The organism is Rothia sp. (in: high G+C Gram-positive bacteria), from assembly GCF_015265375.1.
GTDB lineage: Bacteria > Actinomycetota > Actinomycetes > Actinomycetales > Micrococcaceae > Rothia.
Genome location: NZ_JABZXW010000025.1, coordinates 16355 through 31347, shown reverse-complemented (window position 1 = coordinate 31347; position 14993 = coordinate 16355). Strand labels below are relative to the sequence as shown.

The 14993-nt window shown below is 59.6% G+C and carries 11 protein-coding genes, 3 tRNA genes and 2 riboswitches; of the genes, 7 read left to right on the top strand and 7 right to left on the bottom strand.

Annotated elements, in window-relative coordinates; genetic code table 11:
• Window positions 1–478: 478 nt before the first annotated feature.
• The 3 genes from HXO69_RS04815 to HXO69_RS04805 form a co-directional block, all read right to left on the bottom strand.
• Window positions 479–1321, bottom strand: a complete 843-nt coding sequence (locus HXO69_RS04815; protein WP_049350468.1) for an ABC transporter permease — start codon at window positions 1319–1321, stop codon at window positions 479–481.
• A complete protein-coding gene (locus HXO69_RS04810; protein ID WP_044150835.1) occupies window positions 1321–2385 on the bottom strand; it encodes an aliphatic sulfonate ABC transporter substrate-binding protein in 1065 nt (354 codons plus the stop codon). The genes HXO69_RS04815 and HXO69_RS04810 overlap by 1 nt, the downstream gene beginning before the upstream one ends.
• A 64-nt stretch (window positions 2386–2449) precedes the next feature.
• Window positions 2450–3286, bottom strand: coding sequence for an ABC transporter ATP-binding protein (locus HXO69_RS04805; RefSeq protein ID WP_296545631.1), 837 nt, complete (start codon window positions 3284–3286; stop codon window positions 2450–2452).
• Between the two features lie 4 nt (window positions 3287–3290).
• Window positions 3291–3387, bottom strand: a riboswitch (SAM riboswitch).
• A gap of 175 nt (window positions 3388–3562) precedes the next feature.
• A riboswitch (SAM riboswitch) is annotated at window positions 3563–3671 on the top strand.
• 113 nt (window positions 3672–3784) lie between these two features.
• Here HXO69_RS04805 and HXO69_RS04800 point away from each other — a divergent pair.
• Window positions 3785–5212, top strand: coding sequence for an LLM class flavin-dependent oxidoreductase (locus tag HXO69_RS04800; RefSeq protein ID WP_296545629.1), 1428 nt, complete (start codon window positions 3785–3787; stop codon window positions 5210–5212).
• 121 nt (window positions 5213–5333) lie between these two features.
• Complete coding sequence (locus HXO69_RS04795; protein WP_070833397.1) at window positions 5334–5777, top strand: YchJ family protein; 444 nt, start codon at window positions 5334–5336, stop codon at window positions 5775–5777.
• Between the two features lie 214 nt (window positions 5778–5991).
• On the opposite strand, the gene HXO69_RS04790 is transcribed toward HXO69_RS04795, so the two are convergent.
• From HXO69_RS04790 to HXO69_RS04780, 3 genes are all read right to left on the bottom strand, one after another.
• Window positions 5992–6675, bottom strand: a complete 684-nt coding sequence (locus HXO69_RS04790) for a hypothetical protein (RefSeq protein ID WP_296545628.1) — start codon at window positions 6673–6675, stop codon at window positions 5992–5994.
• Window positions 6676–6817: 142 nt separating this feature from the next.
• Window positions 6818–8266: an NCS2 family permease gene (locus HXO69_RS04785; RefSeq protein WP_296545627.1), complete on the bottom strand. Its 1449-nt coding sequence runs from the start codon at window positions 8264–8266 to the stop codon at window positions 6818–6820.
• 310 nt (window positions 8267–8576) lie between these two features.
• Window positions 8577–10043: an NCS2 family permease gene (locus HXO69_RS04780; protein ID WP_296545625.1), complete on the bottom strand. Its 1467-nt coding sequence runs from the start codon at window positions 10041–10043 to the stop codon at window positions 8577–8579.
• Window positions 10044–10391: 348 nt separating this feature from the next.
• On the opposite strand from HXO69_RS04780, the gene HXO69_RS04775 reads away from it, so the two are divergent.
• A complete protein-coding gene (locus HXO69_RS04775) occupies window positions 10392–10796 on the top strand; it encodes a DUF2218 domain-containing protein (RefSeq protein ID WP_296545624.1) in 405 nt (134 codons plus the stop codon).
• A gap of 294 nt (window positions 10797–11090) precedes the next feature.
• Window positions 11091–12494: an FAD-dependent oxidoreductase gene (locus HXO69_RS04770; protein WP_296545623.1), complete on the top strand. Its 1404-nt coding sequence runs from the start codon at window positions 11091–11093 to the stop codon at window positions 12492–12494.
• A 352-nt stretch (window positions 12495–12846) separates the two neighbouring features.
• On the opposite strand, the gene HXO69_RS04765 is transcribed toward HXO69_RS04770, so the two are convergent.
• Window positions 12847–13428 carry a hypothetical protein gene (locus HXO69_RS04765; protein ID WP_296545622.1) on the bottom strand — a complete coding sequence of 194 codons (582 nt, stop codon included), beginning with the start codon at window positions 13426–13428 and terminating at the stop codon, window positions 12847–12849.
• 1013 nt (window positions 13429–14441) lie between these two features.
• Here HXO69_RS04765 and HXO69_RS04760 point away from each other — a divergent pair.
• The 3 genes from HXO69_RS04760 (at window position 14442) to HXO69_RS04750 (ending at window position 14802) form a co-directional block, all read left to right on the top strand.
• Window positions 14442–14514 (top strand) — tRNA-Glu (locus tag HXO69_RS04760).
• 68 nt (window positions 14515–14582) lie between these two features.
• A tRNA-Asp gene (locus HXO69_RS04755) sits at window positions 14583–14656 on the top strand.
• 73 nt (window positions 14657–14729) lie between these two features.
• Window positions 14730–14802 (top strand) — tRNA-Phe (locus HXO69_RS04750).
• Window positions 14803–14993: the final 191 nt, after the last annotated feature.

The window sequence follows — 14993 nt, the reverse complement described above, 5'->3', positions numbered from 1 at the left end:
GGTCGGTGAACGAGTAGGGGGTGGGCAGTCCCATTTTTCTCCCATCGGTTGCTGGCATTAGCACCCTTGCTCGCCGTGCCGCTGTCTGTGTGACCGTGGGGTCTGTGTGTGCGTTGGCGAGGGGGTTGCTGCGACGTCACGGAGCCAGGTCTCTCGGTCGCTCTGGATGGTTTGCCTTCTTAGTAAAGCGCGCTCCGGGCCAGGAAGCAAAGGGGACCGTCATATTCGGCATGGTGAGTACCGGTTCGTAATATTCCGAAATATTTAAAGACCCCGCCCCGCGCTCACTGCTGTGGGGCGCGGGGCGGGGTTCATCATCATCATTCAGTAGGCGACAGGTTTCCCCGCCGACTTCTTTCTCCGGCGCGTAGCGATGATTAGCTCACCTTCAGAGGAGCAACCACGCGGCGGACATCTCTCCTAAAACTCAGCGCGTGCTGAGCATTGCGTTTAGCTGTGGTGCTAATTGCTGGTGGCGTTAGTTGCTGGGGTACTTCGCCTTCACCCAGCGCTCGAAAACACCCACCAGGGCGTCGGTAATCTTACCGAGCACCGCCAGCGCCACAATAGCCAGCAGCAGGCGGTCGGTGCGGCCGTTGTTCTGCGAGTCGGTCAGCAGGTAACCCAGGCCCATGGATGCACCCAGCAGCTCAGCGGCGACCAGGAACAGCCACGCCTGAGCCAGCGCCAGACGCAGACCCGAAACGACCGACGGCAGAACCGCGGGAAGCTGAACCGTGGTGAACAGGCGCAGACCCTTCAGGCCGAAGGCGCGTGCTGCCTCCACAAGCTTGGGGTCAACGTGCGCCAGAGCCGCAGAAACCGTGGTGTACACCGGGAAGAACGCACCAATAGCAACCAGGGTCACCTTGGAATTCTCGCCGATACCGATCCACAGCAGAAGCAGCGGAACCCACGCCAGGGACGGCACGGCACGTAGCGCACCAATGGTCGGTGCGGCAATCAGACGCACCGGCGCAGACAAGCCAATCAGCGCACCAAGCACCAGGCCGAGCACGGCACCAATACCGAAACCAATCAGCACACGCTGAGTAGAAATCGCCACGTGGCGGCCCAACTCGCCGCGCTGCGCCAGCTCAACACCGGCGCTGACCACACGGTCGGGGGAGGGCAGCTGAACCTGGGTGAACACGCCGTTGGTGCTCAGAATGTACCAGAGGGCAATCAGCGCCAGGGGAAGAATCAGGCCCAGGTACTGCTTACCGGCGAACGGGTTCGACGGCAGTTTCACGGAAGAGACACGCTTCTCGGCACGCTCAGCGCGAGCGCTGGAGGCGGCGGTAATCGTTGCGGCGGTCATTACTTCTCAACCACCTTTGCGATCTTCTCAACGGCTGCGCTGTCAGCCTTCTTTGCGAACTGGTCGTCCACAATGCTGTTCAGTGCCTTGTCCACGTCGGACTGGGAGGGAACGTCGCCGGACTCCACCAGGATCGGGCCGACACCCTTGAGAACCTCAACCTGCTTAGCGCCCGGAACCGGGTCGATATCCAGGTGGGTGCGCTCCATGACGACCTGGGCGGTCTCGTGCTTAATGCCGGACTCCTCCTCGACAATCTTCACAGCCTCTTCGGGGTTCTTCTTAGCCCAGGCGCGAGCGTACTCGTACACGTCCACGATGGTCTGTGCGGCGGTCGGGTTGGACTGAATGAACTTCTCGGTGGCGTTCAGGAAGCCGTAGGTGTTGAAGTTCAGGTTGCGGTAGAAGAGCACGTCGCCGCTTTCCACCTCGGCGGCAGCCATGATCGGGTCCAGGCCGCTCCACGCGTTGACCTGACCGTTATCCAGGGCGGTGCGGCCGTCAGCGTGCTGCAGGTTCTGAATGGTCAGGTCCGAAGCAGAGATACCCTCCTGCTTGAGTGCCTGCAGCAGCAGGAAGTACGGGTCGGTACCCTTGGTCACGGCAACGGTCTTACCCTTCAAATCCGCAACCTTAGTGATGCCCGAATCCTTGCGGGTCACCAGAGCCGACCACTCCGGCTGCGAGTAGAGGCTAATGACCTTGATGGGAGAGCCATTAGCACGTGCCAGCAGCGCCGCCGAACCGGCGGTCGAGCCAACATCAATATTGCCGCTACGCAGCGCCTCATTCGCCTTGTTCGAACCAGCCGACTTGACCCACTCAACCTTCTTACCCTCGGCGGCGAGGGCGGTCTCAAGCCAACCCTTCTTGCGGATAATCAGGGACAGCGGGTTGTAGGTCGCGTAGTCAATGGTCACGGTGTTCTGATTGCCACCACCGGCAGCACCGGAGGCGTTAGCGGAACCGGAACCTTCACCGGCGCAGGCGCTGAGCAGAGTAGCAAAAGCGGCGGCTGCGGCAAGGGACTTGAGGGCGGTACGGCGAGACGGGGAGTAAGTCATGATGAAATCTTTTCGCTTCTGAAGATGATGATGTGATGTGTAAGAAATGTGTTGCGTGGCGGCTTTAGGCGTTATCTTCCACGCCAAGCTCAGCCAACAGTTCGCTACGCAGCGCCGTGATCTCTGCATCGGCGCGGTCACGCGGGTGAGAACGGTCAACGGTCACAATGCGCTGGATGGTGGCGGGCGCCTCCGGGGTGTCCTTACCGAGGACGATCACCCGGTCAGAGAGGTACAGCGCCTCTTCCACATCGTGGGTGACCAGCAGAATCGTGGTCGGGTCTTGACGGTGCACGTCCAACAGCAAATCCTGCATGTTGATGCGGGTCAGCGCGTCCAGAGCACCGAAGGGCTCGTCGAGCAACAGCACGCCGGGGTTGCGTGCGAGCGCTCGCGCCAGGGAAACGCGCTGAGCCATACCGCCTGAAATTTCCTTGGGACGGTGGGTTGCGTATTCGCCCAGTCCGACCAGGTCGAGCAGGCGCGCTACGGATGCTGCGCCTTCAGATTTTTTGGTGCCCTGCGGCAGTCCGAGCGCCACGTTGTCGGCGACGGTGCGCCAGGGGAGCAGGCGCGGTTCCTGAAAGCCGATAGCTACGCGGGGGTCGAGGCCGGTCACTGCCTTCTCGCCGATACGCACGGTACCTGCGGTGATGCGGTTCAGGCCTGCTGCTGCACGCAGGAGGGTGGACTTGCCACATCCGGAGGAGCCGATGACGGAGATAATCTCGCCGGGGGCTGCGGTGAAGGAGACTCCGCGAAGAACTTCGTGGGTTCCGCCGGGCACGGGGAAAGATTGTCCGACGTCTTCAAAGCTCAAGGGGACGGCGGCGGTGGATACGGCGTGGTGGCCGGTGTTTTCACTGGTGGGTGCGTCAGTTACTGCACTGTTGAGTGTCATGTCACTTCCATCGTTCCTGGCGTTAGCACCGGGGGCGGAAGAATCCGTGCCGGTTGCTGCGACGTCGTGGAGCCAGGTCTCTCAGTCGCTCTGGATGGTTTGCTCCTCCCACCCTATGGGCTGTGGCGTGCCTCAATCAACCCTGCGGGCGCGTATGAATTTCTATGACTCTTTATTTCGCATTTATCACGAAATATTTCGGTTCCACGTCACAAAAAGATTTTTTCGTCACAAACGTGACCTCCCTCCCGCGCGCCCCGTACACTCAAACCACGAGATCATGAGTCCCGGCGCTAAGCTCTGGCTAGCCGGGCGGCAACCCTCTCCCGTAGCGGGGTGCCCCAGATGATGATCTGGCCTCAACGTAACGAGGCAAGTACGGCGCGAACGCGCCACCTGCACGAAGGCCACCACCGAACGCAGAAGGCATCAGGAGGCGGCGCGCGGGGTGCAGGGCACAAACCCGATCGTCCCCGATCATTCGCGAAAGGAAAATCGATGGCTGAGCAGAAGAAGCGCATCGTAGTTAACGCATTCGAGATGACCTGCATCGGTCACCAGAGCTTCGACCTCTGGCGTCACCCGCGCTCCCGCGCAACCGAGTACAACACCATCAAGTACTGGACTGACCTGGCTAAGACCCTTGAGCGCGGCCTGTTCGACGCCGTGTTCATCGCTGACGTGGTCGGCATCTACGACGTGTACAAGAACTCTGCAGCTCCCGCTATCGAGGGTGCCGCTCAGGTTCCCGTGAATGACCCCGCAACCCAGATTTCTGCAATGGCTGCAGTGACCGAGCACCTCGGCTTCGGCGTGACCGCTGCCGCTACTTTTGAGCAGCCCTACACCCTGGCTCGCCGCTACGCCTCCCTCGACCACCTCACTGAGGGCCGCGTCGGCTTCAATGTGGTGACCTCCTACCTGCCTTCGGCTGCTGAGAACCAGGGCCTGCCCACCCAGATCCCGCACGACGAGCGCTACGAAATCGCCGACGAGTTCCTGGACGTCTGCTACAAGCTGTGGGAAGGCTCCTGGGAAGACGGCGCAGTCGTCAAGGACCGCGAGCGCGGCATCTACGCCGACCCCTCCAAGGTTCACCCGATTGGCCACAAGGGCAAGTACTTCTCCGTGCCCGGCATCTCCCTGACCGAGCCGAGCCCGCAGCGCACCCCCGTGATTTTCCAGGCTGGCGCATCCAGCCGCGGCCAGAAGTTCTCCGGTAAGCACGCTGAGGCTGTGTTCATCAGCGCCCTGCGCCCCGACCTGACCCGCTTCGTGACCGACCGTATTCGTGCCTCTGCCGAGGAGCAGGGCCGTAGCCGCGACGACGTGAAGATCCTCGCAATGCTCTCGGTCATCGTGGATGAGACCGAAGAGAAGGCAAAGGCAAAGTACGAGGAGTACAAGAAGTACATCAACCTCGAATCTGCACAGGCCATTATCGGTGGCTGGTCCGGCGTCGACCTGTCCCAGTTCGACGAGGACGAGGTCCTGAACTACGTGCAGACCGAGTCGATTCAGTCCTTCCTGACCCCCTTCACCCTGCAGGCGAAGGACAAGAAGTGGACCCGCAAGGCTATCGCCGAGCACACCACCATTGGTGGCATGGGTGAGGTTATCGTTGGTGACCCGGTTCAGGTTGCTGACGAGCTCGAGCGTTGGATCGACGAGGGCGGCCTGGACGGCATCAACCTGGCGTACCACGTCTCCCCGGGTTCCTTCGAGGACTTCATCGAGTACGTTGTTCCCGAGCTGCAGAAGCGCGGCCGCTACCGCACCGAGTACGAGGGCAACACCCTGCGTGAGAACATCTTCGGTAAGGGCCACACCAAGGTCGCTGACAGCCACCCGGCTGCTAAGTACCGCGGCGCATACGTGGGCAAGCCTTCCGCGGCTGACACCCCGGCTCGCGCAATCGCTGAATAAGCATTGCCGTTGAAGCGTACCGTGTAGGTTCGCTCAAACTTAACGATTGAAAACAAGAACGCCCGTTCTGCTGGAGGATTTGTATCCCCGGCGGAGCGGGCGTTTCTTTATACTGGGTGGCATGACTGAACTGAACCAGGTTGAACTTAACCATGATGACCGCTGCCCCTGCTCGAGCGGCGAGGTGTACGGCGCCTGCTGCGGCAGGTTCCTGGGCGAGTTTGCCGCCTCCGGCACGCTGACTGCGCCTGCGCCGGAGCAGCTGATGCGCTCGCGTTTTACCGCGTTTGCGACGGGGGACGCGGCGTACCTGCTGGCGAGCTGGCATCCGAGTACCCGCCCGGCGACTCTGGAGTTGGAGGATGATATCCGCTGGTATCGCCTGGATATTCTGGGCGCTTCGGGTGGCCCCTTTGACGCCTCTGGTACGGTGGAGTTCGTTGCGTATTACCGTTCGGTGCCGGGCACGCCTGCGGAGGAGCGGGTGAAGGGCAACATGCATGAGCTGTCGCGCTTTGAGAAGGTGGGCGGCGCCTGGTTCTATGTGGATGGTGACGTCCGCTAACTCTAGCTCTCGCCGCCTCTGTCTCGTACAGGGTGTGGGCACATAAAGAAATGGCAGAATCATTCCGAAACCGGAACGATTCTGCCATTTCTTGTTTTAGCTAGCTTCTGTCTTTTAGAAGCTTTTCGAAGTCAACCTGAGATATCAGCCAGACCAAGCCAAGAGGCACGCTCTGCCCCAATAGCAGGAATCAAAATAGGGGATGCGGTCATAACTAAGAGGCCTTCCTGAAAACAGAATCTTGAAGAATGCGTTCTGCCTCAGCGGAACTTCGCGGATCCCCCAAATCTAGAAGATCTACCGCCACATGCAGGGGCAGAATATGGGGCGGGTCATCGCATTCACGCAAGATAACATTCGCTGAATCTGCGGACGCCGGAACCAGATTGTACAGAAAAATGATGTTCTCTAAATCCTGATGCGAGATATATGCATCAACCATTGAGCCGTACACCTGCGAAATATCGCTACTAATGCCGGTCAGCGACAACGCAGGGTCTTCCAAAATTGCAGGAATTTCAGCGGGAGGGGCTTGTAGGTGATGCACTTTCAACCCGCGGCGGGCTCGGTATCGTTCAACAGAAGCTGGACCCTGTTCCTGAATCGCTGAGGCGCGTTCTTTTGCCCTGCGGCGTTCCTCAGCAGATAGAACAGACAACTGCCCATCGCAGTAACGCGCCAAAGCGTTGAATGCTTCAAAAGAAATAGGGCGGCCAGCATTACTGCGGTGTGCTGCGGGAATGGCTTCGACAACCCAGCGGCTTCCCAACTTACGCCCCTGGAGCATTCCGCGTTCTAGGCGGGCGCGCACGCTTCGCTCTGAAACCTTAGCTTCTTGAGCATACTCTTGAACGGACATCATGGCAGAATCATACCGGAAACGGAATGATTCTGCCATGATTTTTTCTCGCACGCAGGCACGATAAGGAACGTGTAAGAGCGAGCCAGATACACCAAAGGCAGGCCCTTCGGCAGCTTGAAAACTTACGTTCTCAACTGCCTCAGGAACCTGCCCTCAGCAAATATGTGCTCCGTTGGACTTAGTGGGTCCAGCCGTTAATGATGCCCATACCGAAGTAGATCACGAACACTGCGGAGACCAGGTACATCAGCCAGTGCACGTCCTTGCCGCGGCCCTGCACCAGGCGAATGAAGGTGTAGGAAACGAAGCCTGCACCGATACCGTTCGCAATCGAGTACGACAGCGGCATGAAAATAATGGTCAGGAACGCCGGAATACCCAGACCCCAGTCGGTCCAGTCAATGTTTACGGCCTGGCGGATCATCAGGAAGCCGACCACGACCAGTGCGGGGGCAACCGCCTCGAAGGGAACGATGGTGACCAGCGGCGAGATGAAAATCGCCAGCAGGAACAGCACACCGGTCACAATGTTCGCGAAACCGGTGCGTGCACCCGCACCAATGCCGGTAGCGGACTCCACGAAAATCTGGTTCGCCGAACCGGACGCGCCACCACCGACAACGGAACCGAAAGCGTCCACGAGCAGGACCTTGTCGATGTCCTCAACCTTGCCGTCCTTCATGGTGCCAGCCTCGGCGGCAAGACCCACCGAAACGCCCATCGCGTCGAAGAACACGGACAGCAGAATAGTGAACACCAGCAGCGACGCAGCCAGCGGGCCGATGTGGGTGAACGCGCCGAACAGGTCAGCGGAACCGATGAGGGAGAAGTTCGGGGTGGTGAACTTCATGTCAGCCAGGGAGGGCACGTTCAGCGACCAGCCGGTGGGAGCGTCCTTCACACTACCGGAGGGGACAACCGCCTCCAGAATCAGGGACAGCGCGGTGGAGGCGAGTACGCCCCACAGGATCGCGCCCTTCACGTTACGGATGAACAGGGCGATGGTGAAGAACAGGCCGAAGAGGAAGACGAGGGTGGGCCAGCCGAGTAGGTGACCGCCCGCGCCAAGGCTCACCGGAACGGTGGTGCCAGCTGCGTCAGGCATGCGACGGATAATGCCGGAGTCGACCAGACCGATAAAGGAAATGAAGAAGCCGATACCGACCACAATCGCGGTCTTCAGCGACTCGGGGACCGCTTCAAACACCGCGGTACGGAAGCCGGTGAGCACCAGAACGGTCATGATCAGACCGGCAAGAACGACCAAGCCCATGATGTCTGCCCAGGTCAGGTTCGGGGTGGTGGCAATGGTGGAGGCGAGCAGCGCGTTCACGCCCAGGCCAGCCGCCATGGCGAAGGGCTGCTTGGCGATAACGCCCATGAGGATGGTCATCACGCCGGCAACCAGTGCGGTCACAGCCGCGACGGGTGCGATGCCGAGGGCGTTGCCGGATGCGTCCTTGCCGAGGCCGATGATGAGGGGGTTCAGCACCACGATGTAGCTCATGGCGAAGAATGCGGCGAGGCCACCGCGGAATTCTGCGGCGATGGAGGAGCCGCGTTCGGAAATCTTGAAGTAGCGGTCAAGTGCGCTGGTGGGCGCTGCCGCCTTCTGAGGTTCAGACATGTGAGGATCCGTTGATGTTGTTCGGTGTGTACTGTTGCGCCGCCGGTTTCACGGGTGAAAGCCATGCCGGGCGCCACAATGGTTCAACCATTGTAGGCGCCGCCGTGCGGCTCGTGTCGGTGAAACGCGTTGTGTGCGGCGGTTCAGTCGGTGATGTGGTGTTTCCCGGCCCTAGCCAAATAACCAGAATCGGCAACCGGGGCAGAGGGGAGAATAGCCCAGGGCGGGGTACCGGCAACCCAAAGGTGCCGATACCCCGCCCTGATGGCGCCCGCGCCTCCACATGTGGAGGGTGAGGCACCCGATGTATTTAGTGCATCCAGCCGGTAATCAGGCCGTTAGCGAAGAAGATGAGGAACACAGCGGAAACCACGTACATGAGCCAGTGAACTTCCTTGCCGCGACCCTGCACCAGGCGGATGAAGACGTAGGACAGGAAGCCTGCGCCGATACCGTCCGCGATGGAGTATGCCAGGGGCATGAAGATGATGGTCATGAACGCGGGGATGCCGAGGCCCCAGTCGTTCCAGTCGATGTTCACTGCCTGGCGGATCATCAGGAAGCCAACGAACACCATTGCGGGTGCAACAGCTTCGAAGGGCACGATGGTGACCAGCGGGGTCAGGAAGATCGCAATCAGGAACAGTACACCGGTGACGATGTTTGCGAAGCCGGTGCGTGCGCCCGCGCCGATACCGGTTGCGGACTCCACGAAGATCTGGCTTGCGGAGGAGGAGGTGCCACCGCCGGCTACGGAGCCGAGGGCGTCCACGAGCAGGACCTTGTCGACGTTCTCGATCTGACCGTCCTTGATGGTGCCTGCTTCGGTCGCGAGACCGACGGAGGTGCCCATTGCGTCGAAGAACGCGGAGATGAGGATGGTGAAGATCAGCAGAACGGCAGCCATGCCGCCGAGAGTGCCGAAGGCTGCGAACAGGTCAGCGGAGCCGAACAGCGAGAAGTCCGGCAGCTTGCTGGTGCTGGAGTCCCAGACGGGGACGTTCAGGGACCAGCCGGTGGGGGACTCAAGCGAGCTGCCGGAGGGCACGACCTTCTCCAGGATGATGGAGAGGGCGGTGGAGGCGAGCACGCCGTAGAGGATTGCACCCTTCACATTGCGGATGAACAGCGCAATGGTGAGGAACAGGCCGAACAGGAAGACCAAGGTGGGCCAGCCGAGCAGGTGGCCGCTCACGCCGAAGGAGACGGGCACGGTGGTGCCGGCTGCGTCGGGCATGCGGCGGATGATACCCGCGTTAACGAGGCCGATGAAGGCGATGAAGAAGCCGATACCGACGACGATTGCGACCTTGAGCGATTCGGGGACCGCGTTGAACACTGCGGTACGGAAGCCGGTCAGCACGAGGATGGTCATCAGCACACCAGCCCAGACGACCAGGCCCATGATGGCGGGCCAGGTCAGGTTGGGGGTGGAGGCGATGGTGGTTGCCAGCAGTGCGTTCACGCCGAGGCCTGCCGCCATGGCGAAGGGCTGCTTGGCGATGACGCCCATGAGGATGGTCATGACGCCTGCGACCAGTGCGGTCATTGCTGCGACCTGCGGCACGCCGAGCGCGTTGCCGGATGCGTCCTTGCCGAGGCCGATGATGAGGGGGTTCAGCACGACAATGTAGCTCATCGCGAAGAAGGTGGCGAGGCCGCCTCGGAATTCTGCTGCGATGGTGGAGCCACGTTCGCTGATTTTGAAGTAACGGTCCAGTGCGCCCTTGGCTTCTGCCTTGGGGTTCTGGGGAGCCGCGGTGTTCTCAGAAGACATTCGTGAAAATCCGTAGATACTCATAGTCGGGGCGGGCGCCGGGGTTCCGGACCCGCATAAAAAAGTGCCACTTCCCGGTGTGTTGGGGAGGTGACACTGTTGTTACCGAAATATTCTACGGTTAAAGTTTCTCTAAGCGTTAATCCAGGAAATTCCCAGCTTTCGTGCGGCGGGTCTGTCTTGGGCGGTGTCATAGAGGGTAACTATCTCTCACCCTGCGCGAACACCGCCGACATATTAGGTTAGTGAACCCTAACCGCCTGTTATATTCGAGGTGAAATATTGTGTCGCCGGATGCAGGGTTCAGTGTGGTGAGCCTTTTTCGGCATAGATGAGAAGGAGCCCACCGTGACTGAAACTCCCCAGGAAAACACTGCTGCCCCCGCTGAAAACCAGTCTGTTGAAAACCAGCCCGCCGAGAACTACCCCGCCGCAGAATCCCTGCCGGTCCGCCAGCGCGCCGTCGTCGCGACCGACCGCCCCGCCCGATACATCAAGCAGCTCGGCTCCCACATGGGCCGCAAGCTCAGCACCGCAGAACTGCCCGACGGTCTGCGCCTCACCTTCAACCGCGACGGCATTTTCCGCGGCTACGGTGACCTGCGCGAAACCGACGGCGCACTCATCATGGAGGTGCGCGCCGATAGCGATGAACAGGCCGCCCGCCTGGCGGATGTGCTGGATCGCCACCTGGTCCGCTTCGGTGAGCGTGACGAACTGGTCGTGACCTTTGAGGCGGTACCCGCCTCCTAGTCCCTGCCTTCTAGTCTTCGTTACCCTGTCCCGCCCTCCTGCACCTCGGAGGGCGGGGCAGTTTTTATGCCCGCCGCGTGCGCAGGGTTCCGGAACCGACCGTGCTGCCCCTCCCGGATTAGGTGACATCCCCGGATTAGGTGACAGAAAATTGTCCTATTTAGTGGGCGAAGACATATAAGCCCCCGAACACCCGTCAATCCCCGGTAAAATAGGCAGGAAGTGAACACTAAGCTCACCGCCTGTTCGCGCCGCACCGGGCGCCCCGCGGTGAACTTCGAAAGGAAGATTTTCGTGTCTGAAGCAGCACGCCCCCTGCGCGTCGCCGTTATCGGTGCAGGTCCCGCCGGTATTTACACCGCCGATATCCTCACCAAGTCTGAAGAGGTCCGCACCGGCGCCGTCGAGGTCGCCATCGACATCTTCGACCGCTACCCCGCCCCCTTCGGCCTGATCCGCTACGGTGTGGCACCGGATCACCCCCGCATCAAGGGCATCATCACCGCACTGCACAAGGTCCTGGACCGCGGTGACATCCGTTTCTTCGGCAACGTCGAATACGGCAAGGACCTGACCCTCGCCGACCTGCGCGAACACTACGACGCCATCATCTTCGCAACCGGCGCGATTTTCGATGCACCCCTGAACATTGAGGGCATCGACCTGGACGGCTCCTACGGCGCAGCAGACTTCGTCTCCTGGTACGACGGCCACCCCGACTACCCCCGCACCTGGCCGCTCGAAGCTGAGCAGGTTGCAGTGCTCGGTAACGGCAACGTCGCCCTGGACGTCTCCCGCATCCTCTCCAAGCACGCTGACGACCTGCTCGTCACCGAAATCCCCGACAACGTCTACCAGGGCCTGAAGGCTTCCCCCGTGACCGACGTGCACGTCTTCGGTCGCCGCGGTCCCGCACAGATGAAGTTCACCCCGCTTGAGCTGCGCGAACTCGCACACTCCCGCGACGTGGACATCGTCCTGTACGAAGAGGACTTCCAGTTCGACGAGGCTTCCGAGGAAGCAATGGAGAAGAACGCCCAGACCAAGGTCATGATGAAGACCCTGCGCGGCTGGCTGGAAGACCAGAAGAACAACGAGCAGACCGCATCCCGCCGCCTGCACCTGCACTTCCTGCAGTCCCCGCACGAAATCCTCGGTGAAGACGGCAAGGTCGTGGGCCTGCGCATGGAGCGCAACAAGCTCGACGGCAACGGCGGCATCATCGGCACCGGCGAGTACATTGACTACCCCGTACAGGCTGTCTACCGCGCAATTGGCTACTTCGGCTCCGAACTGCCCGAAATCGGTTACGACGACAAGCGTGGCGTCATCACCAACGTTGAGGGTCGCGTCGTAGATGAGAACGGCGAGGTTGTTCCCGGCCTGTACGCATCCGGTTGGATCAAGCGCGGCCCCGTCGGCTTGATTGGCTCCACCAAGTCCGATGCACTGGAAACCATCACCCACCTGCTTGAGGACCGCGAGAACCTCTACACCGCACCCGAGCCGGACGCAGAAACCTTCAGCGCATACCTGGACTCCAAGGGCATCAAGTACACCACCTGGGAAGGCTGGCACCGCCTGGACGACCACGAGAAGGCACTGGGCGCCGCATCCAAGGACGCTGCCGGTGAGCCTCGCGCCCGCGTGAAGGTTGTGGACCGCGACGAGATGATCAACATCTCCCGCGGCGAGTAATTCTTCCGCATAGAACATAGAAATCGACCCCGTACCGTGAGCCGGTGCGGGGTCGATTTTTGTCTATATATAAGGAGGCGGGGGAGCGATAGGGAAGAGCTGTGCGTCTCCCGGCGCAGTGACGCGCTCACCCGAAAGAGGGGTTAAAGAAACCCACCCCGCACCATGAGGTCATGCGGGGTGGGCTGGGTAGGTGCCGAAGACACTCGAGGACATACCCTCCGGCTACCCGGACGCGCAGCGAGCCCATGCAGTGACTCCACGTGCGGCGCATCCCTTAACGGGGTCTAGAAAGCTAAAGAAACACCAAGATTAGCTCTCTAAACAAGCGCATAGCCGTACGGTGTGTAGACTATGCACACTTTTTGAGGACGTCTTCAATGCCCAGAATGGCCTTGAGTACGGTTTCAGTTTCAGTACCCAGCTTCTTGCGGGCTTCACCAGAAATGACAGCCTTCACGATGTTCTTGAAGGTCTTCCACTGCTTGAAGGCGTTAACGAGTGCCTTAATAAGCTTGTAAATGGCGATGCCCAGCTGAATGACAAACTTTGCAATACTGACAACGCAAGCGATAACACCAACGGGGGAGAGCGCTGCGTGGGCACGTCCATCAGACTTGCGGACAGCGGCCTTGGCGCTTGCAATCTGACGGCCTGCGTCAGTGCCCTGGACGGTGGTCAGGTTGCCCAGTGCGCTCTCAATGCCGCTATTGACGCGGTTGGAGGATCCAGGCTTCGCATACTTCAAACGGGCAGGTACCTGCTCCAGGCGGCGCAGAATCAGCTTGAGCTGCTGGTCGGCAGTCATTGCCTTCTGCGGATGTGCCATCTGCTGCGCCTGCGCTGCGGGTGCAACTGCACAGCCGAGAGCGATGGTTGCGGTGCCTACGCCCAGTGCACGGAATGCCGAGCGACGGTTCATCGTTGCGGACACTGGATCCTCCCTTGGATCTCTATGCGGTTTATCGGTGCTGTAATGTGCGGTGACTTTACGTCTGGGGCTCCGGAAGTGGCCCCGTGCAAGGTCCGGAAGTGACCTCACGTCCTCTATAGTACGGTGCTCAAAGAGGGGGCTTCAAGCCATTTCAGGGGGTATTTTCAGCTGGCTTTCATCAGTCCTTGTCAATCGCTAGAGGTTTATCAAATCTTTATATTTCTGTGTCGTCATAATCCCGTAACTGCTTGCACAGGGTGAAAAATAAGCATCTGACAAGCCAGTTTGTATGTATTCCACGGAGTGAATATTTTCATTTGGGTGCACTCTCTGGGGTATTTGCTTTGCGTGGCACTTTTTGCGGTTCCGGGGAGGCTGGGGTGGACCTCTCGGGAGGGGCTGCTGAGCGCTCTTTGGGGTACCCTTCTGCGGGCTTGACCGTGGGTTTTACTGCGGGGTTTGCAGCGCGGTTTGTACTGGGGCAGCACTCGCTCGCGTGCCCTATATAGGTGCCCATAAATTGGTGAAAATTCTTCGGAGATATTTTGGGGTGTTTTAGGCTGCCGCGAGGTGACCTAAGGGGCTGGATGTGGGCACTCGGAATTCTTTTGAGAAGCTGCCTAGGTGTCTTCGGGCTCTCATTGGACTTTCCTTGGGCTCTCCCCGGAGCACTTTCGGAACAAAAATTTGGAAGATTCTGTGGCAAATCTGCAGAAATCAGGGCGGATATGAGGGCTTCTTTGAAGCTCTTATGGGTGCCCAAAAGCCGCTAAAACCCCTCCAAAACCCCCTGATTTGGGGTGTTGTGAAGAAATTTTAAAATTTTTTGAAGTTTTTCTGAATCCTCATTGACTAGCTTAAACGCATATGTGCCAGGCTATAAATGGTCGAAAATGGGGGTCAAAATCGGGCAAAATCGAACAAAACGGTTTGCGCGCCTCCGCAAACCTGTCATAGACTAGTGGAGGTTCGAACGACGGGATGAAGAAAACGGAACCTGTTCGATCGACTAGGCCCCCATCGTCTAGCGGCCTAGGACGCCGCCCTTTCACGGCGGTAGCACGGGTTCAAATCCCGTTGGGGGTACTTGCAAATCTTACGATTTGCAAAGCCAAGTTAGATGATATAGAATTTACTTCTGTTGATTCCAACAAGGCCCCGTAGCGCAGTTGGTTAGCGCGCCGCCCTGTCACGGCGGAGGTCGCGGGTTCAAGTCCCGTCGGGGTCGCTCTGGCCGCGTAAGTTCAGATGATTATTCATCCGAAGACGCGGTCATTGCGTATCTAAAAGTAAATACGCAAGGCTCTGTAGCTCAGTTGGTAGAGCGTACGACTGAAAATCGTAAGGTCACCGGATCGACGCCGGTCGGAGCCACGAAATCCGCCTCCAGGCTTCTACAGTGGGGCGGGTTTTGTTTTTAAAAAAACTTCGCGGTTGCAGAGACTGCGACCCGTCAAAAAGGCGGCACCTTGGGAATAAAACCCCGAGGTGCCGCCTTTTTGTATACAGTGTATACAGATTGTATACAGAGGCACCTGCCCTATAGTCACTGCAGAAAGCACCAC

Bases quoted from the DNA above. Each gene is read 5' to 3' on its own strand.
- HXO69_RS04785 (WP_296545627.1), bottom strand. From the start codon at position 8,266: ATGTCTGAACCTCAGAAGGCGGCAGCGCCCACCAGCGCACTTGACCGC.
- HXO69_RS04810 (WP_044150835.1), bottom strand. From the start codon at position 2,385: ATGACTTACTCCCCGTCTCGCCGTACCGCCCTCAAGTCCCTTGCCGCA.
- HXO69_RS04795 (WP_070833397.1), top strand. From the start codon at position 5,334: ATGACTGAACTGAACCAGGTTGAACTTAACCATGATGACCGCTGCCCC.
- HXO69_RS04780 (WP_296545625.1), bottom strand. From the start codon at position 10,043: ATGTCTTCTGAGAACACCGCGGCTCCCCAGAACCCCAAGGCAGAAGCC.
- HXO69_RS04800 (WP_296545629.1), top strand. From the start codon at position 3,785: ATGGCTGAGCAGAAGAAGCGCATCGTAGTTAACGCATTCGAGATGACC.
- HXO69_RS04815 (WP_049350468.1), bottom strand. From the start codon at position 1,321: ATGACCGCCGCAACGATTACCGCCGCCTCCAGCGCTCGCGCTGAGCGT.
- HXO69_RS04790 (WP_296545628.1), bottom strand. From the start codon at position 6,675: ATGGCAGAATCATTCCGTTTCCGGTATGATTCTGCCATGATGTCCGTT.
- HXO69_RS04805 (WP_296545631.1), bottom strand. From the start codon at position 3,286: ATGACACTCAACAGTGCAGTAACTGACGCACCCACCAGTGAAAACACC.